This is a genomic window from Escherichia sp. S10b (assembly GCF_028421345.1).
GTDB lineage: Bacteria > Pseudomonadota > Gammaproteobacteria > Enterobacterales > Enterobacteriaceae > ECMA0423.
In genome coordinates, this window is the sequence record NZ_JAHZSO010000163.1 from 77116 (window position 1) to 101177 (window position 24062).

At 46.1% G+C, this 24062-nt stretch carries 24 protein-coding genes and 2 tRNA genes; 11 read left to right on the forward strand and 15 right to left on the reverse strand.

Going from position 1 to position 24062, the window contains the following annotated elements; genetic code table 11:
- The 4 genes from FTE26_RS12940 to mtfA all read right to left on the reverse strand — a co-directional run bounded on the left by FTE26_RS12940 (position 1) and on the right by mtfA (position 4503).
- The gene (locus FTE26_RS12940) at positions 1–1899 is read right to left on the reverse strand and encodes a site-specific DNA-methyltransferase (protein WP_001400541.1); all 1899 of its coding nucleotides are present in this window, start codon (positions 1897–1899) and stop codon (positions 1–3) included.
- Positions 1900–2050: 151 nt separating this feature from the next.
- Positions 2051–3349, reverse strand: coding sequence for a tyrosine-type recombinase/integrase (locus FTE26_RS12945; RefSeq protein ID WP_001400540.1), 1299 nt, complete (start codon positions 3347–3349; stop codon positions 2051–2053).
- A 180-nt stretch (positions 3350–3529) separates the two neighbouring features.
- Positions 3530–3605 (reverse strand) — tRNA-Asn (locus FTE26_RS12950).
- Positions 3606–3705: 100 nt separating this feature from the next.
- Positions 3706–4503, reverse strand: coding sequence for a DgsA anti-repressor MtfA (gene mtfA, locus FTE26_RS12955; protein WP_001300307.1), 798 nt, complete (start codon positions 4501–4503; stop codon positions 3706–3708).
- A gap of 93 nt (positions 4504–4596) precedes the next feature.
- Here mtfA and FTE26_RS12960 point away from each other — a divergent pair.
- Positions 4597–4686: transfer RNA gene (locus FTE26_RS12960), tRNA-Ser, on the forward strand.
- A gap of 569 nt (positions 4687–5255) precedes the next feature.
- Here the strand turns inward: FTE26_RS12960 and FTE26_RS12965 are convergent.
- The 5 genes from FTE26_RS12965 to hiuH all read right to left on the reverse strand — a co-directional run bounded on the left by FTE26_RS12965 (position 5256) and on the right by hiuH (position 9198).
- Positions 5256–5786 (reverse strand): cytochrome b, encoded by a 531-nt coding sequence (locus FTE26_RS12965; RefSeq protein ID WP_001079074.1) that lies wholly within the window; start codon positions 5784–5786, stop codon positions 5256–5258.
- Between the two features lie 342 nt (positions 5787–6128).
- On the reverse strand, positions 6129–6779 hold the full coding sequence (gene zinT / locus FTE26_RS12970) for a metal-binding protein ZinT (protein WP_001007756.1): 651 nt from the start codon (positions 6777–6779) through the stop codon (positions 6129–6131).
- A 256-nt stretch (positions 6780–7035) separates the two neighbouring features.
- Positions 7036–7671, reverse strand: a complete 636-nt coding sequence (gene msrQ / locus FTE26_RS12975) for a protein-methionine-sulfoxide reductase heme-binding subunit MsrQ (protein ID WP_001240091.1) — start codon at positions 7669–7671, stop codon at positions 7036–7038.
- On the reverse strand, positions 7672–8676 hold the full coding sequence (gene msrP, locus FTE26_RS12980) for a protein-methionine-sulfoxide reductase catalytic subunit MsrP (RefSeq protein ID WP_272457584.1): 1005 nt from the start codon (positions 8674–8676) through the stop codon (positions 7672–7674).
- Between the two features lie 108 nt (positions 8677–8784).
- Entirely contained in the window at positions 8785–9198 is a 414-nt protein-coding gene (gene hiuH / locus FTE26_RS12985; RefSeq protein WP_000920127.1) for a hydroxyisourate hydrolase, read from the reverse strand.
- Positions 9199–9330: 132 nt separating this feature from the next.
- Between hiuH and hprR the strand changes: the two genes are divergently transcribed.
- Entirely contained in the window at positions 9331–10002 is a 672-nt protein-coding gene (gene hprR, locus FTE26_RS12990) for a response regulator transcription factor HprR (RefSeq protein WP_001362894.1), read from the forward strand.
- Positions 10002–11360 (forward strand): two-component system sensor histidine kinase HprS, encoded by a 1359-nt coding sequence (gene hprS, locus FTE26_RS12995; protein ID WP_000826741.1) that lies wholly within the window; start codon positions 10002–10004, stop codon positions 11358–11360. Before hprR ends, hprS begins: the two co-directional genes overlap by 1 nt.
- Before the next feature lie 107 nt (positions 11361–11467).
- On the opposite strand, the gene hchA is transcribed toward hprS, so the two are convergent.
- Both hchA and FTE26_RS13005 read right to left on the reverse strand, forming a co-directional pair.
- On the reverse strand, positions 11468–12319 hold the full coding sequence (gene hchA, locus FTE26_RS13000; protein WP_000218204.1) for a glyoxalase III HchA: 852 nt from the start codon (positions 12317–12319) through the stop codon (positions 11468–11470).
- Positions 12320–12909: 590 nt separating this feature from the next.
- Positions 12910–13968 (reverse strand): porin, encoded by a 1059-nt coding sequence (locus FTE26_RS13005; RefSeq protein ID WP_000824370.1) that lies wholly within the window; start codon positions 13966–13968, stop codon positions 12910–12912.
- 649 nt (positions 13969–14617) lie between these two features.
- On the opposite strand from FTE26_RS13005, the gene drpB reads away from it, so the two are divergent.
- The 4 genes from drpB (at position 14618) to vsr (ending at position 17570) form a co-directional block, all read left to right on the forward strand.
- Positions 14618–14899 (forward strand): cell division protein DrpB, encoded by a 282-nt coding sequence (gene drpB / locus FTE26_RS13010; RefSeq protein WP_243040254.1) that lies wholly within the window; start codon positions 14618–14620, stop codon positions 14897–14899.
- Between the two features lie 39 nt (positions 14900–14938).
- Entirely contained in the window at positions 14939–15634 is a 696-nt protein-coding gene (locus tag FTE26_RS13015; protein WP_000383064.1) for a phosphohydrolase, read from the forward strand.
- Positions 15635–15700: 66 nt separating this feature from the next.
- The gene (gene dcm / locus FTE26_RS13020) at positions 15701–17119 is read left to right on the forward strand and encodes a DNA-cytosine methyltransferase (RefSeq protein WP_001157218.1); all 1419 of its coding nucleotides are present in this window, start codon (positions 15701–15703) and stop codon (positions 17117–17119) included.
- Positions 17100–17570 (forward strand): VSPR family DNA mismatch endonuclease, encoded by a 471-nt coding sequence (gene vsr / locus FTE26_RS13025; protein WP_000786004.1) that lies wholly within the window; start codon positions 17100–17102, stop codon positions 17568–17570. Before dcm ends, vsr begins: the two co-directional genes overlap by 20 nt.
- Here the strand turns inward: vsr and yedA are convergent.
- Positions 17559–18479 carry a drug/metabolite exporter YedA gene (yedA, locus tag FTE26_RS13030; protein ID WP_001212238.1) on the reverse strand — a complete coding sequence of 307 codons (921 nt, stop codon included), beginning with the start codon at positions 18477–18479 and terminating at the stop codon, positions 17559–17561. The two genes, vsr and yedA, sit on opposite strands and share 12 nt — an antisense overlap.
- Before the next feature lie 172 nt (positions 18480–18651).
- On the opposite strand from yedA, the gene FTE26_RS13035 reads away from it, so the two are divergent.
- From FTE26_RS13035 to dgcQ, 3 genes are all read left to right on the forward strand, one after another.
- Positions 18652–19569 carry a DUF808 domain-containing protein gene (locus FTE26_RS13035; RefSeq protein ID WP_000922682.1) on the forward strand — a complete coding sequence of 306 codons (918 nt, stop codon included), beginning with the start codon at positions 18652–18654 and terminating at the stop codon, positions 19567–19569.
- Between the two features lie 78 nt (positions 19570–19647).
- A complete protein-coding gene (locus tag FTE26_RS13040) occupies positions 19648–19830 on the forward strand; it encodes a YodC family protein (protein WP_000009301.1) in 183 nt (60 codons plus the stop codon).
- A gap of 170 nt (positions 19831–20000) precedes the next feature.
- The gene (gene dgcQ, locus FTE26_RS13045) at positions 20001–21695 is read left to right on the forward strand and encodes a cellulose biosynthesis regulator diguanylate cyclase DgcQ (RefSeq protein WP_077628173.1); all 1695 of its coding nucleotides are present in this window, start codon (positions 20001–20003) and stop codon (positions 21693–21695) included.
- On the opposite strand, the gene FTE26_RS13050 is transcribed toward dgcQ, so the two are convergent.
- Together FTE26_RS13050 and yodD are read right to left on the reverse strand one after the other, a co-directional pair.
- A complete protein-coding gene (locus FTE26_RS13050) occupies positions 21692–22507 on the reverse strand; it encodes a mannosyl-3-phosphoglycerate phosphatase-related protein (RefSeq protein ID WP_000491497.1) in 816 nt (271 codons plus the stop codon). The two genes, dgcQ and FTE26_RS13050, sit on opposite strands and share 4 nt — an antisense overlap.
- A 297-nt stretch (positions 22508–22804) precedes the next feature.
- A complete protein-coding gene (gene yodD / locus FTE26_RS13055; protein ID WP_000844800.1) occupies positions 22805–23032 on the reverse strand; it encodes a peroxide/acid resistance protein YodD in 228 nt (75 codons plus the stop codon).
- Between the two features lie 162 nt (positions 23033–23194).
- Between yodD and dsrB the strand changes: the two genes are divergently transcribed.
- Positions 23195–23383, forward strand: a complete 189-nt coding sequence (dsrB, locus tag FTE26_RS13060) for a protein DsrB (RefSeq protein ID WP_000867217.1) — start codon at positions 23195–23197, stop codon at positions 23381–23383.
- Between the two features lie 43 nt (positions 23384–23426).
- Here the strand turns inward: dsrB and rcsA are convergent, their stop codons facing one another.
- Positions 23427–24050 (reverse strand): transcriptional regulator RcsA, encoded by a 624-nt coding sequence (rcsA, locus tag FTE26_RS13065; RefSeq protein WP_000103987.1) that lies wholly within the window; start codon positions 24048–24050, stop codon positions 23427–23429.
- Positions 24051–24062: the final 12 nt, after the last annotated feature.

The following is a 24062-nucleotide window of genomic DNA, read 5'->3' on the forward strand; positions in this document are numbered from 1 at the left end:
TTACAGGCTGTGCAGGTTAGTCAGGCCATGTTGTTCCAGAATGGCGCAAAGATTTGTTTTAGCAACATTATTTTCAAATGCGTCATCAAGGAAATAGCAGACAGTATCTTTGCCAGCTTTTAAACTCTTATGCCAGTCAATGATCCCCTTGGTTAGTTCCTCAACAGAAGAGGCAGGGATTTGACGGGTAAAGCAGGTAAACAATTTGCCACCATCAACACAAGAAACAGTTAATTCATCAAACTGACGGGTTTCAACGTTTACACTCAGATCAATACCACGCTTAAGCATCAGTTCAGTCAGCAAGTCTTCTTCACTACGACCTTCAAGGATTGGGCTTACATAAGCATCAAGCTGTTGTGAAAGTGTTTCGGCGGAGGCTTCCCACGGACGAATATTAGATGTATCAAGTTTAAACACACGAAAACCGACATCACCATTCCATTCTGGATTGTCTTCACGAACTTTTTTACCTGCACGACGCAGGCGTTCTTTGGTTAGCTCTGAAATTTTTAAATTAAGTCCGTTATTAGTACAGAATTCAGCCAGTGTTTTTTGTTCTTTATTATCTGGCGAAATCATTTCAGGGAGCTGAATTAGAATATAGTTTCTATTCCCTCCGTCTTCTTTATTCTTAAGGTAAACTGCATGTCCTGTAGTTCCCGAACCAGCGAAGAAGTCCATCACAAGCGAGTCCTTATTTGTGATCATGCTTATTAGTCTTACTATAAGCTTGGTTGGTTTAGGTGTATCAAATACTTTGACTCCATCAAATAGCGATTTGATTTCCGCATTGGCGTTTCTAGTGCTACCTGCAAAGTCATAAGGCCACCAAGTTTGGTTTACCACACCTGATTTAGTTTCAGAAAGGAATTTTTTTTCCATAGGGAAGTTGGAATCCCCACTTTTCCCCCACCATATTCTATCTTCTTCCTGTAACTCACTTAATATATCTTTTGGGCGACGCCAGCATGTTCCATCTGGTGGATAAATAGATTTACCCATTGGGTTAATCAAAGGATAATAATCTCTCTCACGAAATTCGCTTCTTGTTAACGGTGTTGCTAACCATACACCTCGTGGGTCATTGTCTGGATTTTTGTAATTAGATAATTGCTTTTCATTTCTATCTAAAAGATTAAGAGACAACTGACCATTATGATACAAAAAAAGGTGATTGTGGGTTTGAGCTATAGATATAGAGTCATTCCCCGGGGTATCTTTCGACTGCCATACAATGTTGGCAATGAAATTTTCCTCGCCAAAGATTTCACTACACATCTTCTTAACATTGTCTGATTCGATATCATCGACATTAACTGCGATAACGCCATCTTTTCTTAAAAGATTCTTAGCAAGTTTCAAACGTGGATACATCATATTTAACCAATTGGTGTGATAGCGACCACTGGTTTCGGTATTCGTGCTGCGTCGAGAACCCTCTTCTGTTTGCCCTGTGATCTCAAGATAATTTTTAATGTTATCTTGGAAGTTATCAGGATAAACAAAATCTTTCCCGGTGTTATAAGGCGGATCGATGTAAATAAGCTTTACTTTTCCGGCGTAGCTTTTTTGAAGGAGCTTTAACACTTCAAGGTTATCACCTTCGATCATAATATTTTGGGTGTTATCCCAATCAACACTTTCAGCTTTACACGGGCGTAAGGTGCCACGAGATGGGGTTAGAGCAAGCTGGCGAGCCTGACGTTTACCATGCCAGTTCAGGCCATAGCGCTCTTCTTTTTCGTCTACATTCTCACCTAAAAGCTGCTTTAAAACATCGAAATCGATGCTTCCTTCATTAAATGCTTCAGGAAACAATGACTTAAGTTTGCTAATATTATCTTCAGTGATATTCATTGATTGTAGTTCTGGCATATCAGAAGTTATTTTTTTCATAAAAAGTATCCATCATGAGGTCACGGGAAAGCAGTGTCCGAAATTGGTAAGCATTTTACGGCATGAAGTCATAGCCATCAACCAATGATGGCTATTCAAATATATTCAAAACAAAGGGTTACATGCTGCTATGTGATTTGTTATCAAGCGGTTAGGCTTGGTTTTCTAACCCAAAACGAGCATCTGTGGCAAATTCAAACGGCCTTACCATACCGTTTCTGCTTGCATCAAGGTAGTCAGCCCACCATTGGAGCATCAGGCGACGCTGCTCAAGATGTTTTGCCTTGTGGGTATAAGCAGCACGGACGCTGTTGCTTTCCTTATGGCTCATTTGAAGCTCTACAGCGTCTTCTGACCATAGCCCGGACTCAATTAAGGCACTACAGGCCAGAGTGCGGAAACCGTGTCCACAGATGTCCTGCTTCGTGTTATATCCCATATTACGCAGGGCTTTGTTGATGGTATTTTCACTCATGGGTTTAAACGAGTCATAACAGCCAGTGAAGATTAATCCATCATCATGGCCTTCTTCATAAGTCAGTTGTCGGATCTCTTTTAGTATCCTCATAGCTTGCTTACAAAGGGGAACGAAGTGCTTACGCTTCATTTTGGCACCACGAGTCGAATGTTTGACGTTTTCAATTGCTTCACGCTGTTCGGGTATCACCCATAACTTACTTTTGAAATCAATTTCAGACCAGCGAGCGAAACGAAGCTCACTGGAACGAATGAAAATCATCAGATTGAGCTGTATTGCCAGTATGGTTAACCTGCGGCCTTTGTATTCGGCAATTTTGTTCAGTAGCTGGGGTATTTCTTCCAGCTCAAGTGCAGGGCGGTGTTCAGTTTGTGGTTTCTGAACTGCACCTTCCATATCATAGGCTGGGTTATGGCGTATCAGCTTTTGCTGGACGGCATGACGTAGGATCGCGGTAATGTATTGTTGAATGCGCATGGCAACTTCAAGATAACCAAGAGCCTCAACTTTTTTCACCGGAACCAGCAGATCACCCGTATCCAGTTCGGCAACATCTTTGTCACCGATTACCGGGAAGACATAAGTTTCAAGGCGCTTCCATACGGCATCACCATAATCATCAGACCATTTTGTTTTCGTGGCGAACCACGCTTTGGCTACTGTTCTGAAGGAGCGTGTATTATCACGTTTGGCTTTAAGCTCTTTAGCCTCTGCCTGTTTCTTTGCATTAGGGTCAATACCCTGAGCCAGAAGCCTTCTGGCCTCGTCACGGCGTTGTCTTGCGTCAGAAAGAGAAACAGCAGGGTAAACACCGATAGAGAAAAGTTTTTGCTTCCCTTCGAAACGGTAGGCCATTTGCCAGTATTTCGAACCTTTAGGGGTAACACGAAGGAACATACCAAAGCCATCAGTCAGCTTGTATTCCTTCTCAAGGGGTTTTGCATTTTTTGCTTTAATATCAGTCAGTGACATGAAAACACCCCCTCATTTGTTGGTAAAAGGGAAATCGAACCAGCATTACCAGCATTTTTACCATCAAAATGATATGGCTTCGAGTGGTTTTTAGTGAACGAGGGTGAACTACTGAAGAGGGATAACCAATTGATAGAAATGCAGAAAGCAGACGTTAGTGAACGTCTGCTTTCTTGAAAATGGCTCCTCTGACTGGACTCGAACCAGTGACATACGGATTAACAGTCCGCCGTTCTACCGACTGAACTACAGAGGAATCGTGTGAACGGGGCGCATATTACTTAGCGGTACCTTGTCTGTCAACACTAAATTTCATAAGTCATTTCAATTGGTTAATTAATCTGCAAAGTTGTTAATTAATGAACATTCGTCGCCGAAAACGAGTCTGTATCATTAGTGCGATGCAGTCTCTGCAAAGGATCTTGTTGATAAAATTGGCAGAAACGTTGCCACAATGAAGGGAAACGAGGAGCAAAAAGTTCTGGGGCGCTAAAGAAATATTCAGAAAGTACGGCAAAACATTCAGCAGGATCACTGGCAGCATAAGCATCAATGCTCGCCGCATTCTCGCCAACCAATTCGATTTCTTCCTGAATGTTGTTCATTGCAGCATGAAGATCGTGTTCCCAGCCAGCAACCTCACGCAACGGAATAAAGGGAACTCCGCTGGCGCGATCGCCGTTACGGGTGTCCAGCTTATGAGCGACTTCATGAATAATCAGGTTAAAACCAGAAGCATCAAAAGAATCTTGTATATCCAACCAGTTCAAAACGATAGGCCCTTGCTGCCAGCTCTGACCTGACTGAACAATACGTTGGTTATGCACCAGACCGATATCGTCTTCCCATTCATCATCGACCACAAATGGCGCAGGATAAATTAAGACTTCATGAAAACCATCCAGCCATTCCAGTCCTAACTCCAGAACGGGTAGGCAAAATAGAAGTGCTATCCGGCAGCTTCTTAATGAATCCAGTTCAAAGCCCTGTAAAGGAACAAGCCGCTTTTGCTGTAAAAAACGTTCGGCAAGAGTGACTAATTTGCTTTGTTCCTGTTCCGTCAGACACGTTAAAAGGGGGATCGATAGTGCTTCCTGCCAGGGAAGGGCAGTTTGATGTGCTGATTCTTGTACTTTCCAGGGCCACTTAATCATCGTTTTGCTCGCAAACTCGTCACTTGAACAAAATTGCACGGACAGGGACTGTTAAAATGCCAAATTTCCTGGCATCATGGCAACCATCTGAACGGAGAGATGCCGGAGCGGCTGAACGGACCGGTCTCGAAAACCGGAGTAGGGGCAACTCTACCGGGGGTTCAAATCCCCCTCTCTCCGCCACTTTATCAATGACTTATCTCCCGACTTCCCGCCTTGCTTTTCCTAAACAGAACAATCGTAGAATATTCTTGAAGGGTTAGATCGTCACTGTTTTCTGTTCGATACTGTGACATTCAGCACTTGATTCGCTATGGATCTGACAGGAAAGTTTCGAGCGAATATGTGCAGTTATTCAGTCGTTTTCTTATCGGTCACCATTCTTCTTTTAGACATTCATCCTATGAAACTGCTGTAAAGTTGGTGGTGGGAACTGAAGTTGCGTAGAGAAGGGGTCAATATTTGAGCCAAAAAAGGAACGCGGCCGTCAGATTAAAGCCGCGGGACAAAGTCCATAATTTCCAAGAGTTGTTGAATTTCCCAGCTTTTTTGAAAGCCTTTGTATCATACTAACAAGTAAAAAAGGTTTAAATACCAAAATTAACCTGTATTTTTGATAAGTCTTACCATTGTACGATTTACACAGTTTCTGCTCCTCCTTGTTGATAGTGGAAAGGGTGCATTGTGCACTTGCGTAAACATTTATGACGCGTTGATGTCCATGGTTCACATTTCCTTGTCAGGGGATCGACTTATTTGCGGCGAGGCATCATTCGTAACAGAGTATTATCTTTCTGAATGTAGTGATGAAAGAGTGCTGCGCCAGCGTGAGCTGCGATTAAAAAGTAACCTATATTTGCCCAGGTTTCGTGAATATTTTTTATCAGTGCTTTAATTTCGCTGTTTGGGGTAACAAAGGGAGACACATTGAAACCAAGGAAACTCCACGATTTTCCACTGTAAGCCATCAAAGCAATCCCCAGCAGAGGAAGTGCAAGGAAGGTTATATAAAGCATGATGTGCATTAGCGAAGCCGCTTTCATTTGCCAGGCAGGTGGCGGTGGTACAATAGAAGGATCACTATAACGGTGTTTTATAATCAGGCGTGAAAACATTAACACCCAAACGAATATACCCGCATTGTAATGTGTTTCTCGCATCAGCAGATAAGTACTACTACCTTTAGGAAACCAGCCACGGAGTTCCATCGCGGCATAGGTTATTGCAACGAAAAGCAGCGTTATCCAATGTAAATAAATTTGAGTTTTTGAGAATCGGTTCATTTTTGTAGCTCCTGTAATTTTTACAGTCAAGCTATCCCACGAACCTTAAAAAATCCTTATACAGATGTGGTTTTAAGAATTTGTTATTTAAAAAATTGATAGTGCACATTGTAACCAGCCAATATAAGCAATGGCGTGAGCACAGGTATCTTTCTCTGTTGGCCGTATTGTGTATGGAATCCGTTATTGGTTAACTCAATGCGGGTTAGCTTATTAATATACAGACACGTCATAGTGATGAGCGTGTCTGTAGCTAGCTTGCGTTCAGTGGCGTTTGTGGATGGACCAGTGGCAGTTATGATGACTTACTAAAGCGGCATCGAGGCGTTATCATGAGAATACTCAATGAGACATCATTTCCTCGACCACTTCTTCGCTACTCAACTGATATGGATAATACGTTGGCCAGTTTTCCATTTCATTTAATAAAGATTGCTGTGAATCATTACCCATAAAAATGTGAAAATGAGATGATTTTCGTGGTGCAATTATATGATCGCTAAATTGTATATATTTAGGGGCTTTGCTTTCAGGATCTTTACATTCGAATAAGTAACGAACGCCTTTCTTGCCTGATTTATAGGTGAGTATTTTGTATCCATCGTAATCATATTTACAGGATGTTGTTTCATTATTTCTATGGAATTCAATAATGCCGTCCTCAATGCCAATCATCTCGATATCTGTTGCATAACCTTTGTGATAATAATCTTTAATTTCAGCAAATGTTTTAGTTTTATCTGCATCCGCTTTCTTCTGAAAGACGGGGTCAAGTTTGCCACTTTGCAGTAAAGGATAAACGGATTGCCAGACTCCATCCCAGTCACTGAGCGTTCGGTTTTGTACATTGGCATCATCAAAAACACCATTAGCAGCTTTTTGTTCGACCTCTGTTAAGGGTTTGCCGTGTGAGTGATGACCATGCGAAAAGGCAGGAGCGCTAACAATAAAGACACCTAAAGCAACAGCCAGTTTGTGAAGACGAATCGCCAAAACAGTTTCCTCCAGAGTCATTGTATATGATGTGTAATGTTATATTGTAACATATGGCAAAATGCAACAACTCTTAGGAAACGAGAGCATGGTATTCTCAAGTGTATTCAGCTATGTTATTGAAATAGAATAAATTATTCTGGAGATGAGAGGTTGATGACAAACGAAACATAACCTGATGTGATCTGCGCAGGCCGGACAGGGCGCTCGCGCCACATCCGGCAGGGATAACGCGTACTTTGTCGGCAATATGAAGTTATACAGATAATTTGTTGTGAACCTGCTTGCGTAACCGGTTAAAAAGGGAACGCAACTTCTTATACCGTAAGGCTAAAAGCAGTACAGCCAGCCCAGCGTAGATGAGCGGCTGCGGTGAAATAATCTTCACTGACCACAGATAATGTATTGGGGCCAGGATCGCGACAAGATAGACGAAATTATGCAACTGTTGCCAGTGCTTGCCGAGTTTTCGCTGCATCGCCTGGGTTGAAGTAAACGCTAAAGCAAGCAAAATAACCCAGCTGATAATTCCTAACGTTAAATAAGGCCGGGTAATTAACTCCTTACCTAATAACGCCAGATTATTCACGCCCAGCTCCAGCAATGCGTAACTGGTTAAATGCAGTGTCGCCCAGGCAAAGCACCATAAGCCTAACAGGCGGCGAGTGCGTATCAATAACGGCTGTTTTGCGTAGCGTGCCAGAGGTGTGATTAACAAGGTCGCCAGCAAAAATTTCAGTGCAGTGCGACCGGTAAAATGCTGAATATCTTTCACCGGATCGGCACCCAGTCCACCGTGATTGATCGCCCAGACCAGCCAGAGAAACGGCAACAATCCGGCAAGATGCAGGCAAACTTTCAGCCATGTCACCTGTTTTGCTGTCAGACGCATTCAGAAATTCTCCCGCAAATCCAGGCCACGATACAGCGATGCCACCTGGTCGGCGTAACCATTAAACAGTAGCGTTGGCTGGCGCTGTACATCGAGGATGCCGCCTGAACCAATAAATCGTTCGGTAGCCTGTGACCAGCGCGGGTGATCAACATGCGGATTAACGTTGGCGTAAAAACCGTATTCGTCAGGCGCTGCCAGATTCCAGGTGGTTGGCGGACGCTCGCGGGTCAGCTTAATACTGACTATCGATTTAATCCCTTTAAAGCCATATTTCCACGGCACAATCAGTCGTACCGGCGCGCCATTTTGTGGCGGTAACGCCTTGCCATAAACACCCACGGTCATCAGTGTGAGCGGATGCATTGCTTCGTCGAGACGCAATCCTTCGACATAAGGATATTTCAGCCCGCCGCCGATAAAGCGGTCCTGCTGGCCAGGCATCTGTTCCGGTGCATAAATTGTTTCGAAAGCGACATACTTCGCATTGCTGGTGGGTTCGGCAAGCGCCAGCAATTTGTGCAGCGGAAAACCAATCCACGGCACCACCATCGACCACGCTTCCACGCAGCGCATACGATAAATACGCTCTTCCAGCGGGAAGCGACGGGTTAAATCATCGTGATCGAGGGTCAATGGTTTTGCCACTTCGCCGCTGATTTTCAGTGTCCATGGATCGGTTTTCAGGCTACCAGCATTAGCGGCGGGATCGGCTTTATCCAGCCCGAATTCATAGAAGTTGTTATAGCCGGAAACTTTATCTGCTGGCGTCAGTGGCAGGTTATTTTGCCAGGCGGCAGGCTTGCTGAACTCCAGCGGTTTTCCGGCGGGGGCGGGTGGGCGATCGTTCCCTTTAAACCAGCTAAGCAGATCGGCATGCGCAGCGTGAGGCAAAGAAAGTGCAGCTGCGCTGATGCCCAGTGCTTTTAACACCTGCCGACGCTTCATAAAGAATACCGACTCGGCCGTAACATCTGATTCTTTTAAAAATTGATTCTTATTCATAAGCCATCACACTTTTTTGTCGTTAGCCAGCAAGAGCCGTTTACTGTTAATCTGTCAGGGAGTGTCCTCCCTAACAGTAGCAGAGATCTGCTTTTACATATTTATGCTTTAACTGCCACGATAGGTTGAATACCCATATTGGCTAAGTAATAAAGGCACATGATAATGCTCGTTCACTTTATTAATATGAAATTCAACGGGGATCTCAGGGAAGAAACTTTCAAGATTTTGTTTCTTGAAATAGTCCCCGGTTTTAAATACGACACGGTAATCGCCAGTAGTCGCAGTTTGCTCGGGCCACAGTGCCTTAATTCGTCCATCCTTATCTGTTTTGGCGGTATTAAGTTGTAACCAGCCGTTATCCGCCTTCTTTTCAAGAGTGACTGTCACGTCAGCAGCGGGTTTTCCGGTTTGCTGGTTCAAAATGTGCACGCTAAGAATGTTTTGTTGTGCGGCATAAACCAAAGAAGGTAATGAAAATGCTGCCGTTGCTACCGAGAGTACTAAATAACGCTTTAACATGTTTATATCCTTGTCATGTGAATGAGTTTTGAGGATAGCGAAAAAGCGGCCAGGGTAACCTTACAGCAGCATTACAATTTTGTAATGAACCAGGCTGTTTCTATAACATATGATTTATGGCATATTATTTTCATGAAGATTTTACTTATTGAAGATAATCAAAGGACCCAGGAGTGGGTAACGCAGGGGCTTTCCGAAGCGGGTTATGTCATTGATGCCGTTTCTGATGGCAGAGATGGGCTTTATCTTGCGCTGAAGGATGATTATGCATTGATCATTCTGGATATTATGCTTCCGGGTATGGATGGCTGGCAGATCTTACAAACGTTAAGAACAGCAAAGCAAACCCCTGTTATTTGCCTTACTGCAAGGGATTCTGTCGATGACAGAGTCAGAGGGCTGGACAGTGGAGCAAATGATTATCTGGTAAAACCTTTTTCATTTTCTGAGTTGCTGGCAAGGGTTCGGGCACAATTAAGGCAACATCACGCTCTGAATTCATCATTAGAAATCAGCGGCTTAAGAATGGACTCTGTCAGTCAAAGTGTGAGCAGGGACAATATCAGTATTACACTGACGCGCAAGGAGTTTCAGTTACTTTGGCTACTGGCCTCCAGAGCTGGCGAAATTATACCCAGAACGGTTATTGCGAGTGAAATTTGGGGAATCAACTTTGATAGTGATACCAATACGGTGGATGTCGCCATTCGCAGGCTCCGCGCAAAAGTTGATGATCCTTTTCCTGAAAAGCTAATCGCCACAATCCGGGGGATGGGCTATTCATTCGTAGCGGTAAAAAAATAATGAAAAGATTGTCTATAACCGTCCGTTTAACCTTGCTTTTTATATTGCTGCTGTCTGTTGCTGGCGCTGGAATTGTCTGGACTCTCTATAATGGCCTGGCAAGTGAGTTGAAATGGCGCGATGATACAACACTCATTAACCGGACAGCGCAGATCAAGCAGTTGTTAATTGATGGGGTAAATCCAGATACGTTACCTGTATACTTTAACCGGATGATGGATGTTAGTCAGGATATCTTGATCATTCATGGTGATGGCATCAATAAAATTGTTAACCGGACAAATGTCAGTGATGACATGTTAAATAACATACCTGCTAGTGAGACAATCAGCGCAGCTGGCATTTACAGAAGCATTATTAATGACACTGAGATTGATGCTTTACGAATTAATATTGATGAAGTTTCGCCATCATTAACGGTTACTGTGGCTAAATTGGCTTCAGCCAGACATAACATGCTTGAACAGTATAAAATTAATAGCATTATAATTTGCATTGTCGCCATTGTACTTTGCTCAGTATTAAGTCCGCTGTTAATCAGAACGGGATTACGAGAGATCAAAAAGTTGAGTGGTGTAACGGAAGCGCTGAATTATAACGATAGCCGGGAGCCTGTTGAGGTTAGCGCATTACCGAGAGAACTAAAACCTCTTGGGCAGGCGTTGAATAAAATGCATCAAGCCTTAGTCAAAGATTTTGAACGCCTAAGTCAATTTGCTGACGATCTCGCTCATGAACTTAGAACGCCCATTAATGCATTACTGGGTCAGAATCAGGTTACGCTCAGTCAAACCAGAAGTATCGCTGAATATCAAAAAACAATTGCCGGTAACATTGAAGAGCTGGAAAATATTTCGCGGTTAACAGAGAACATACTGTTTCTTGCCCGGGCAGATAAAAACAATGTTTTGGTGAAACTGGACTCGCTTTCTCTCAATAAGGAAGTCGAAAATTTGTTGGATTATCTTGAATACCTTTCAGACGAGAAAGAGATTTGCTTTAAGGTCGAGTGCAATCAGCAAATCTTTGCGGATAAAATTTTACTGCAACGAATGTTATCGAATCTTATTGTTAATGCCATTAGATATTCACCAGAAAAATCGCATATTCATATAACCAGTTTTCTTGATACCAACGGCTATCTTAATATTGATGTCGCCAGTCCTGGAACGAAAATTCATGAGCCTGAAAAACTCTTCCGTAGATTTTGGCGGGGAGATAATTCGCGTCATTCCGTAGGTCAGGGACTTGGTCTTTCTTTAGTCAAAGCGATTGCCGAATTACATGGGGGAAGTGCTACGTATCACTATCTCAATAAGCATAATGTGTTCCGGATTATGTTACCGCAAAGAAATTAACATAGGGCTTCAGTACGCCATAAATCAACCATGAAAAAACGCAGCCACGTCGTGAGTATTAACGTGGCTGCGATTGATTATGCGCTTACATTCATACGTAACAGGGATTAACCCGCATAAGCTGCCAGCATTTCCTGCGCCGCCAGTTTACCCAACGCATTCGCTGCGAAAGGACTGTCGCCGGTGAGAAGTTTACGGTCCTTATGTACTCGCCCGGTGATGTCGTCATTAATGATGTTCATGCCCATTTTCTTCAGCTCTTCGCCGAAGTACCAGGTGAGATGACCTGGCATATAGCCAATATCTGGCGTTTGTTTGTCTGCGGCGTCTGGGAATGCGCAAATGGAATAACCATTCAGTGGGTTATCGCCGTGGCGAAGCGCCAGAAAAGCCGCCGGGCCGTGGCAAAGGGAGATAACAAAACGGTCATTTTTGATTGCCCACTGTAAAGCGGCAGCTACGTCCTGGCTTTCAGGTAAACCAATAAGTGCGCCATGACCACCAGGAACAAAGATTGCTGCATATTCGCTATCAGCGTTGAGGCTGGCGACAACATCCGCGAGTTTCTTCGGATTGCGGAACAACGATTTATGCTGCTCAAAGAATGGCATTACTTTTTCATCTTTGTGCGGCATAGCCCAGTATTCAAACTTGGTCATCAGACCGGAAATGGTCGCCACTTCGAATTCGAAACCTGCAGCATGGAGATGATACAACGGCAGCAACGTTTCAATCGGATGGTTACCGGTCGAGAACAGTTTTCCGTTATCGGTTGGCAAATAACGTTCGTCTGCGGCGATCACCAGAATTTTATGTTTACCGCGATACGGTTTTGGATAGTCCACGCCATCAAGATCAGAGACAGGACTGGTATATTGGCTAAGCGAATATTCTGAAGGGAAGAATGCATTATCTTCAGCAATATCGACCTGCGGATTTTTACTTGTTTGAACAGTCATAGTGTATTCCTTATTGTTGCTAAGTTAGGGTAGTCACTATATTTGCGACTGAGCTGGTCGCTATTTTTAACCAGTCTGGAAAATTGAGTCAATATATCGAAAGCGGTAGTCGGCGGGTGTAAGTATGTAATGATGATGCTGCACTGGTGTTGAATATTATTCACGCCAAATTTTCCTTATTGAGCAACGTCGTCGCAAGTGGCCTCAATGATTTTAGACCATTATCAGAGGTACGGGGCGGCGGGGAGAGATTTAGTGCTGTGAAATATTGTGGTACTGATGAATATTTATATCGCGGATTGGTAGAGAAAAGATTATTTCATGCACTATTTTTGCAAATATTTCTATATGGGAAGCGGTTTTGTTGCAGATTAATTCATAAAGAAATGCATTTGGGTCTTGGCTGGAAGAGTCGCTGGTAGATGTTATTGTGCCAGCAGGGGCAGGGTAAGGTGCTGTATCGATATGCTTTGGCAATTGCGCGTGCCGCAGAGGGAGATAAAATGCCAATAAAAAAGCCTGAGTTCGATGAGGGACGAACTCAGGCTAGTGTTAAGTTTTACAGTAACACGCCGCGGCGCGTTGGCTGATTAGAACTGGTAGACGATACCAAATGCGAGTTGGTCGTCGGTGTTCAGTCCATGAGCGAGAACATAATCACTCTTATCAAGCAGGTTGATCTGATAAGCGGTATATACGTTCATGTTCTTATTGAAGTAATACCAGGTACCGATTTCAATGTAGTTCAGACGATCAGAATCTTTGTAACCTGCTACGTCCAGTGCTTTAGAATAGGAGTAACCGATGGATGGACGCAGACCGAAGTCGAACTGATATTGCAGAACAGCTTCGAAGTTTTGTGTTTTGTTCACAACATCACCGTCGTCGGAATTCATGTTGTGAGATTCACCGTACATCACAGCAGCATAGACGTTGTTGGCATCATATTTTGTTGACAGTGCCCAAACTTCTGCTTTTTCACCTTTACTATCACTAGACTGGAAATCAGTACGATCAGAGTTTGCGTAAGCACCAGCAAATGAGAAACCGTCAATAGTGTAAGTTACAGATAAACCATGGCCATCGCCATTTGCTTTGTAGTTGCCTGTACCTTCATTTTTACCCTGATATTGCAGAGCAAAATTTAGACCTTCAACCATGCCAAAGAAATCTGTGTTACGATAGGTTGCAACACCGTTGGTACGGTTGGTCATGAACAGGTCAGTACCAGCCCATGAATCACCGCCCCACTCAACAAACATATCAGTAAATGCTTCTGCATCATACGCGACACCGACATTACGACCATAGTCGAATGAACCAAAATCTTTGTAACTCAAACCAGCATAAGCCAAACGAGTTTGGTCAGGGTTGTGTCTGTTTGATGCTTCCAGGTCTAGTTCAAACTGACCGTAACCAGTCAATTCAGGGTTGATCTGAGTTTCACCTTTCACGCCTACACGGGCATAAGAGGTATCTTGAGAATTATCGCCTTTTTCACCATTTTCACGGTCGGTCAGAATGCGCTCACCAACCATCTTGCCGTACAAATCCAGTTTATTGCCATTTTTATTATAAATTTCAGCCGCATTTGCTGCGCCAGCAACTAATAACGCCGGGACCAGCATTGCCAGAACTTTTCTTTTCATTATGTATTCCCTTGTGATTATAATCTTCATGAATATATCAATAAGTGCCGTTATCCAAAAAAAAGCACATTTGGATACTATTCTATGAAGTTCATTTTATTTTAAAGATTACATGTAACAAATGTATTTAAAAGATTTCAAAATATTTCTAATCTATTTAATATAATTCAGAATTATGAATTCTAAATATAAACATTCATGAAAATTATAAATGTATATCAATATGTTATGAGTTGAATGGAAAGATAGGGAGTATCAATGATTGTTGCGCCAAACGGCAGGCGTGATCACGCGCACATTAATGAAGGTATAAAAAAAGCCGGCATCATGCCGGCCCAAAAAATATAAACAAGACGATAAAAGGCTAATAACGGGGTTATCATGACACAGAAATCAAAAAAGGTATAATTGAATTCGGTGCTAATATATTGTTTGGGTGAATTAATAAAACTATTACCAAGGATATAAATAAATCTTTATTGCTGTTTTTCCAGTAATTATTGCCATTGCGCAAAAATTATCTATTTGTTCAAAAAATGATTGAGTCTTGACTGGCTCATCCAATGTGGAAAAATGTGACTTTTATCACATAATAGTACTAAGTCTGAATTTTCCGGGTTATCTCAAAATGGAATACGGTTCGACAAAGATGGAAGAGAGACTCTCTCGCAGTCCTGGTGGCAAACTGGCTTTGTGGGCTTTCTATACATGGTGTGGCTATTTTGTCTGGGCAATGGCGCGTTACATCTGGGTGATGAGCCGGATCCCCGATGCCCCCGTGTCGGGATTTGAAAGCGATTTAGGCTCTACCGCGGGAAAGTGGTTAGGGGCACTGGTTGGCTTTTTATTTATGGCTCTGGTCGGGGCATTATTAGGCGGCATTGCCTGGTACACCCGACCTCGTCCCGCACGTAGCAGACGCTATGAATAAAAACTGCTAAGGTTGCGACTCTTTGGCAACGGAGCGCGTATGGACGTACAACACTGGCAGGCACAGTTCGAAAACTGGTTGAAAAACCATCACCAGCACCAGGACGCGGCCCATGACGTGTGTCATTTTCGCCGCGTCTGGGCTACGGCACAGAAGCTGGCGGCAGATGATGACGTCGATATGCTTGTGATTTTAACCGCCTGTTATTTTCACGATATTGTGAGCCTGGCGAAAAATCATCCACAACGGCAGCGTTCTTCAATCCTGGCGGCAGAAGAGACGCGTCGCCTGCTCCGTGAAGAGTTCGTGCAATTTCCGGCGGAGAAAATTGAGGCCGTTTGTCATGCCATTGCCGCTCACAGTTTCAGCGCGCAAATCGCCCCCTTAACAACGGAAGCTAAAATCGTCCAGGATGCGGATCGGCTGGAAGCCCTGGGGGCGATTGGCCTGGCGCGCGTCTTTGCTGTTTCAGGGGCATTGGGCGTGGCGCTGTTTGATGGCGAAGATCCGTTCGCACAGCATCGCCCGCTGGATGATAAACGCTACGCGCTGGATCATTTCCAGACTAAGTTGCTGAAGCTACCGCAAACCATGCAAACCGCAAGAGGCAAGCAGCTGGCGCAGCACAACGCGCAATTTTTAGTCGAGTTTATGGCGAAGCTCAGTGCCGAACTGGCGGGGGAGAATGAAGGTGTCGATCACAAGGTGATAGATGCGTTTTCACCCGCGGGCTGAGCGCGTGGACCTAAATGGCTGTAATTATGTTAACCTGTCGGCCATCTCAGATGGCCGGTTAAATCTATGCAGGAAAATATATCAGTAACCGATTCATACAGCACCGGGAATGCCGCACAGGCAATGCTGGAGAAACTGCTGCAAATTTATGATGTTAAAACGCTGGTGGCGCAGCTTAATGGTGTGGGTGAGAATCACTGGAGCGCGGCAATTTTAAAACGTGCGCTGGCGAATGACTCGGCATGGCACCGTTTAAGTGAGATAGAGTTCGCCCATCTGCAAACGTTGTTACCCAAACCACCGGCACATCATCCGCATTATGCGTTTCGCTTTATCGATCTATTTGCCGGAATTGGCGGCATCCGTCGCGGTTTTGAATCGATTGGCGGACAGTGCGTGTTTACCAGCGAATGGAACAAACATGCGGTACGCACTTATAAAGCCAACCATTATTGCGACCCGGCGACGCATCATTTTAATGAAGATATCCGCGACATCACCCTCAGCCATAAAGAAGGCGTGAGTGATGAGGCGGCGGCGGAACATATTCGTCAACACATTCCTGAACACGATGTTTTACTGGCCGGTTTCCCTTGTCAGCCATTTTCGCTGGCTGGCGTATCGAAAAAGAACTCGCTCGGGCGGGCGCACGGTTTTGCCTGCGATACTCAGGGCACGCTGTTCTTTGATGTGGTGCGCATTATCGACGCGCGTCGTCCGGCGATGTTTGTGCTCGAAAACGTCAAAAACCTGAAAAGCCACGACCAGGGTAAAACGTTCCGCATCATCATGCAGACGCTGGACGAACTGGGCTATGACGTGGCTGATGCAGAAGATAACGGGCCGGACGATCCGAAAATCATCGATGGTAAACATTTTCTGCCGCAGCACCGTGAACGCATCGTGCTGGTGGGTTTTCGTCGCGATCTTAATCTGAAAGCCGATTTTACTCTGCGTGATATCAGCGAATGTTTCCCTGCACAGCGAGTGACGCTGGCGCAGCTGCTGGACCCGATGGTCGAGGCGAAATATATCCTGACGCCGGTGCTGTGGAAGTACCTCTATCGTTATGCGAAAAAACATCAGGCGCGCGGTAACGGCTTCGGTTATGGAATGGTTTATCCGAACAATCCGCAAAGCGTCACGCGTACGCTGTCTGCGCGTTATTACAAAGATGGCGCGGAAATTTTAATCGATCGCGGCTGGGATATGGCCACGGGTGAGAAAGACTTTGACGATCCGCTGAATCAGCAACATCGTCCACGTCGGTTAACGCCTCGGGAATGCGCGCGCTTAATGGGTTTTGAAGCGCCGGGAGAAGCGAAATTCCGCATTCCGGTTTCGGACACTCAGGCCTATCGCCAGTTCGGTAACTCGGTGGTCGTGCCGGTCTTTGCCGCGGTGGCAAAACTGCTTGAGCCAAAAATCAAACAGGCGGTGGCGTTGCGTCAGCAAGAGGCACAACATGGCCGACGTTCACGATAAGGCCACTCGCAGCAAAAATATGCGCGCGATTGCCACGCGTGATACGGCGATTGAGAAGCGCCTCGCCAGTCTGTTAACCGGGCAGGGCCTGGCGTTTCGCGTTCAGGACGCCAGTCTGCCCGGTCGCCCGGATTTTGTCGTTGATGAATATCGTTGCGTGATATTTACCCACGGCTGCTTCTGGCACCATCATCACTGCTATCTGTTTAAAGTGCCTGCGACTCGAACCGAGTTCTGGCTGGAGAAGATAGGTAAAAATGTTGAGCGCGATCGCCGCGATATCAGTCGCTTGCAGGAACTCGGCTGGCGCGTATTGATTGTCTGGGAGTGCGCGTTACGTGGGCGCGAGAAGCTGACGGATGAAGCGCTTAGCGAGCGTCTGGAAGAGTGGATCTGCGGCGAAGGTGCCAGCGCGCAGATCGACACGCAGGGGATTCATTTACTCGCTTGATGCGTCCTGAATCACTGGCGCAACTACGGGTTTTGCCGGGAAGAGATATTTTCCCAACGTGACCAGTACCACCGCGAAGACAATTACGCCGAGCGCCAGCCATTCAATCTTCGACAGCGTCTCTCCGCCCAGTCCCGTACCCAGCAAGACCGCGACCACCGGGTTAACGTAGGCGTAGCTGGTGGCGAGAGCCGGACTGACGTTGCGGATTAAATACATATAAGCGTTAATGGCGATAATCGAACCAAACAGCGCCAGATAGCCGACCGCAAGGAAGCCTGAAAGGGAAGGGAGTGCCGTCAGTTTTTCACCTGCAATCATCGACGCGATCATTAACACCACGCCTGCCGCCAGCATCTCAATCGCACCCGCCATCATCCCTACAGGTAAGGTAATGCGCGAGCCATAAACCGAGCCAAACGCCCAGCTAATCGAGCCGATTAAAATCAGAATCGCGCCCCACGGATTGCCGCTTAAATTTCCACCGCTATTGAGCATGATGATTCCGGCAAGCCCAATGGCGATACCCACCCATTCCAGTTTGCGCGTTTTAATGCCAAACAGGCGGCTGAAGCACAGGGTAAAGAGGGGCACGGTTGCAACCACAACGGCGGCGATGCCGGAAGGAACATTTTGATGCTCGGCAACCGTCACCATGCCATTACCGACAGCCAGCAATAACAGGCCAATCACCGCGGCATTGAGCAGCGGACGTAGCGGGGGGAGTTTGTGTCCGCGCAGTAGCAAAAATGCCAGCAATAAAATACCGGCTGCCAGGAATCGAACGCCCGCCATCATTAACGGAGGCCAGCTTTCCACGCCAATCCGAATGACAAAATAGGTTGAGCCCCAAATGATATACAACGCAAACAGCGCGCCAAAAAGCGGTAACAACTGGCGGAAACGCATAATCCCTCACGGTGGAAATAAAAAGGTGGTTCATAGTAAACGTGAAAATCATTCTGCTGGCGAGAGATATAATTGCACTTGATTGTTAAAAAAATGTTGACCTGTGAAGCAAGTATCAGAGCTGCCGTTTTTGCTTCATACTTACACCCTTCAACAATAAAAATGAGAGGGAATGCTTTTGGCCGGGAGTAGTTTACTGACGTTGCTCGATGATATCGCCACACTGCTGGACGATATCTCCGTGATGGGCAAACTGGCGGCGAAGAAAACCGCCGGTGTATTAGGGGATGACTTATCGCTCAATGCGCAACAAGTTTCAGGCGTGCGGGCCAACCGGGAACTTCCCGTGGTCTGGGGCGTGGCGAAAGGATCGCTGATTAATAAAGTGATTCTGGTGCCGCTGGCGCTGATCATCAGTGCGTTTATCCCGTGGGCGATTACGCCTCTGTTGATGATTGGTGGCGCGTTTCTCTGCTTTGAAGGGGTAGAGAAAGTGCTGCATATGCTGGAGGCGCGTAAACATAAAGAAGATCCGGCGCAGAGCCAGCAGCGTCTGGAGAAGCTGGCGGCGCAGGATCCGCTGAAGTTTGAAAAGGACAAAATAAAAGGGGCGATTCGTACCGATTTTATATTGTCTGCGGAAATCGTCGCCATCACGCTGGGGATTGTGGCCGAAGCGCCGTTGCTTAATCAGGTGCTGGTGCTTTCAGGCATCGCGCTGGTAGTGACCGTGGGCGTCTACGGTCTGGTAGGGGTTATCGTTAAGATTGATGACCTGGGGTATTGGCTGGCGGAAAAATCCAGCGCGCTGATGCAGGCATTAGGTAAAGGGTTATTGATCATTGCGCCCTGGCTGATGAAAGCGTTATCGATTGTCGGCACGCTGGCGATGTTCCTCGTCGGCGGTGGGATTGTGGTACATGGAATTGCGCCGCTGCATCACGCCATTGAACATTTCGCCGGGCAGCAAAGTGCAGTGGTGGCGATGATATTACCGACTGTTTTAAATCTGATTCTTGGATTTATCATCGGCGGCATCGTGGTGCTGGGAGTGAAAGCCGTAGCGAAAATACGCGGTCAGGCACATTAATACTCGCACAGGCTATTATGCAAAATTCGCTATCTTCAACTAAGGTGAACAAGTTTCACTCGAAAAAAGGAGGCGAGTATGAGCTTTATGGTTAGTGAGGAAGTTACGGTTAAAGAGGGCGGCCCGCGGATGATTGTCACTGGATACTCCAGCGGTATGGTTGAGTGTCGTTGGTATGACGGTTACGGGGTCAAGCGGGAAGCTTTTCATGAAATCGAGCTTGTTCCGGGGGAGGGGAGTCGTTCTGCGGAAGAAGTTTGAAAGGGTATCATTAACACCAGGCCGGATCACTTCCGGCCTGGTGTGCCAATGCCTGCAATGAATGATAGTCGCGTCTTATCATGCCACCATTATAAAATTATCGCTGTTTTGCGGTACGCTATCGCCAGGTTATGCCAGAATCATAAAAAAGCAGGTTGGGAGTCGTCAGGGTGCAGCACGAGACAAAAATGGAAAACCAGAGCTGGTTGAAAAAACTCGCACGCCGCCTGGGGCCTGGTCATGTCGTTAATCTCTGCTTTATCGTGGTATTGCTTTTTTCCACCTTGCTGACCTGGCGTGAAGTGGTAGTGCTGGAAGATGCCTATATCTCCAGCCAGCGTAATCATCTGGAAAACGTAGCCAACGCGCTCGATAAGCATTTGCAGTATAACGTCGACAAACTGATCTTTTTGCGTAATGGCATGCGCGAAGCTCTCGTAGCGCCACTGGATTTCACTTCACTGCGTAATGCTGTAACCGAGTTCGAACAGCATCGCGACGAGCACGCCTGGCAAATCGAACTCAACCGACGACGTACCCTGCCAGTCAATGGCGTGTTGGATGCATTAGTCAGCGAGGGGAATCTCCTGTCTCGCGAAAATGAGAGCCTCGACAATGAAATTACCGCTGCACTGGAAGTTGGTTACTTGCTGCGACTGGCGCACAACTCCTCGTCGATGGTTGAACAGGCGATGTATGTCTCGCGTGCCGGATTTTACGTTTCGACGCAGCCGACCTTGTTTACGCGCAATGTACCAACGCGTTATTACGGCTATGTCACCCAACCCTGGTTTATCGGCCATTCGCAACGAGAAAATCGTCACCGCGCGGTACGCTGGTTCACTTCGCAACCGGAACACGCCAGCAATACTGAACCTCAGGTTACCGTCAGTGTTCCGGTAGACAGTAATAACTACTGGTATGGCGTGCTGGGGATGAGTATTCCCGTGCGTACCATGCAGCAATTTTTAAGAAACGCCATCGATAAAAACCTCGATGGTGAGTATCAGCTCTATGACAGTAAGCTGAGATTATTGACCTCTTCTAATCCCGACCATCCAACAGGGAATATTTTTGACCCTCGTGAACTGGCCTTGCTGGCGCAGGCAATGGAACATGACACGCGGGGCGGCATTCGTATGAACAGTCGCTATGTTAGCTGGGAACGTCTGGACCATTTCGACGGTGTGCTGGTGCGCGTCCATACGCTAAGCGAAGGCGTGCGTGGTGATTTCGGCAGTATCAGCATTGCATTAACCCTGCTGTGGGCGCTCTTTACCACCATGTTACTCATCTCCTGGTATGTGATTCGCCGGATGGTCAGCAACATGTATGTTCTGCAAAGCTCGTTGCAGTGGCAGGCGTGGCACGACACCTTAACCCGTTTATATAATCGTGGCGCACTGTTTGAAAAAGCCCGTCCGCTCGCGAAATTGTGTCAGACGCACCAACATCCTTTTTCTGTCATTCAGGTCGATCTTGACCATTTTAAAGCGATTAATGACCGCTTTGGTCATCAGGCGGGCGACCGTGTTCTTTCTCATGCTGCCGGATTAATTAGCAGTTCCTTGCGTGCGCAGGACGTTGCCGGGCGGGTCGGTGGTGAGGAGTTTTGTGTGATTCTGCCAGGCGCGAGTCTGACGGAGGCTGCGGAAGTCGCAGAACGTATTCGCCTGAAGTTAAATGAAAAAGAGATGTTGATTGCTAAGAGTACGACGATACGCATCAGTGCCTCGTTGGGGGTTAGTAGCAGCGAGGAAACCGGTGATTATGATTTTGAACAACTCCAGTCACTGGCTGACCGTCGGCTTTATCTCGCTAAACAGGCCGGGCGTAATCGGGTATGCGCGAGCGATAACGCTTAACGAGCGGAGAAAAAATGGTCCAGCCCTTCACGCCATCCTTCCGGTCCTTCACGCTGCGTTCGCCAGACGTGGGCCGGATCCTCATCATGCAGATGCACCCCTTCACGGTTTAGCCCTTTCACAATCACCGCGTAATCCATTACCTCCAGTAAGGGCGCATCGTTTGGCCCATCGCCCAGGCCAAGTGTGGTTGGGCGTTTGCCTGATAATTGTTGATAGGTCGCGATAATCCAGTTGGCGGCCTGATCTTTTCCGGCAGAGGCATCCAGGACGTGCCAGAAGCGCGCACCCTGCATAAACTGTAAGCCCAGTTCGTTCAGACGAGCGGTAAATTGTGCCATACGCTCGTCACTGTCGCGCCAGATTAGCGTTACCGACGCCTCATGCAGCTGCGTCAGCGCCGCCTGGCTACGGCTTAATCCCGTCCATTCGGCGATGGTTGCATCGTCGACATCATCGAAAGTCGTGAATTTAAAATGTTCTTTCTCGCGTAGCGTATTTAAAACCTGGCTGATTTCGCCATGGCTAATACCTGAGATGATGCGTGGAAAACCGTCTATATCCTGCCATTGTTCAGCAAGCTGGATCACTGCGCCATTTTCGGCAATCAGCGGTAACCCTTGTAGCCCCAACGTTTTTTGCAAGTACAGCATTTCCGCTGAAGTTTTACTGCTACAGAGAATGACGGGAACATTCGCTTCGCGTAAACGGCTGAGCCAGGGGGCAGCCGGTTGCCAGTCATAACTATGACTGTCCAGCAGGGTGCCATCAAGATCGCTAAAAACCAGTAGTGGTTGTTGAATTGAAAACATGGTCGCGCAGTTCTCCCCTTACCAGGATGATTCTCAAAACAGCACAAATAATCAAAGATGATTTTTTCGGGAGCGATCCCGTTGACGCCAGAGCCACCAAGGGGTGACGCACGTCACATTTCTATTCATAAGTAGCGTTAATCATTCATATCGCGAATATTTTCTTGTCAGCGAAAAAAATTGCGGATAAGGTGATGAACACATCAGATTTCCTGGTGTAACGAATTTTTTAAGTGCTTCTTGCTTAAGCAAGTTTCATCCCGACCCCCTCAGGGTCGGGATTTTTTTATTGTGCATTCAACGATTCACTTCAGAGACGCTGAAGTCATGAATATCCAGTTCGAAGGCATCCGCCAATTCACGCCATGTATGATATTCACGTCCATCGACGCTAACGTGTTCAGAATCGTTCTGGCTGCGATGAACTTCGCTTTCGCTAATTTCATTGATCGCCGCCAGCAGGGCATCGACATCGACGCTGACCTCACGTTTTGCGGTATCGCTGTACTCTTTTGCGGTTTTCATCATCTTTCCTCGCAACCGTTACTCTGTTGTTGCCGCCAGTCGTTAAGTCCGCCTGGCATCTCTTAAGTATAGACCGTCGAGAAAATCAGCACTCGCGCGCGCCTGGCGCTGCCAGAAAAACGAAATTGTTCTACACTGGCACAAAGCCACAGGAGGAAAACGATGAAGGTGAATGATCGGGTAACAGTCAAAACGGATGGCGGTCCGCGTCGTCCTGGCGTGGTACTGGCAGTTGAGGAGTTTAGTGAAGGCACAATGTACCTGGTTTCGCTGGAAGACTACCCGCTCGGCATCTGGTTCTTTAATGAAGCAGGGCATCAGGACGGTATCTTTGTGGAGAAAGCAGAGTAATCTTATTCAGCCTGACTGGTGGGAAACCACCAGTCAGAATGTGTTAGCGCATGTTGACAAAAATACCATTAGTCACATTATCCGTCAGTCGGACGACATGGTAGATAACCTGTTTATTATGCGTTTTGATCTTACGTTTAATATTACCTTTATGCGATGAAACGGTCTTGGCTTTGATATTCATTTGGTCAGAGATTTGAATGGTTCCCTGACCTGCCATCCACATTCGCAACATACTCGATTCGGTTCGGCTCAATGATAACGTCGGCATATTTAAAAAAGAGGTTATCGTTGTCTCTTTTTTCAGAATATCGCCAAGGATATCGTCGAGAGATTCCGGTTTAATCGATTTAGAACTTATCAATAAATTTTTTCTGACCAATAGATATTCATCAAAATGAACATTGGCAATTGCCATAAAAACGATAAATAACGTATTGGGATGTTGATTAATGATGTGCTTGATGTGCTGACTGTTAGAAGCATCATGGATGAAACAGTCCTCATTAATAAACACCACTGAAGGGCGCTGTGAATCACAAGCTATGGCAAGGTCATCAACGGTTTCAATGTCGTTGATTTCTCTTTTTTTAACCCCTCTACTCAACAGATACCCGGTTAAACCTAGTCGGGTGTAACTACATAAATCCATAATAATCGTTGACATGGCATACCCTCA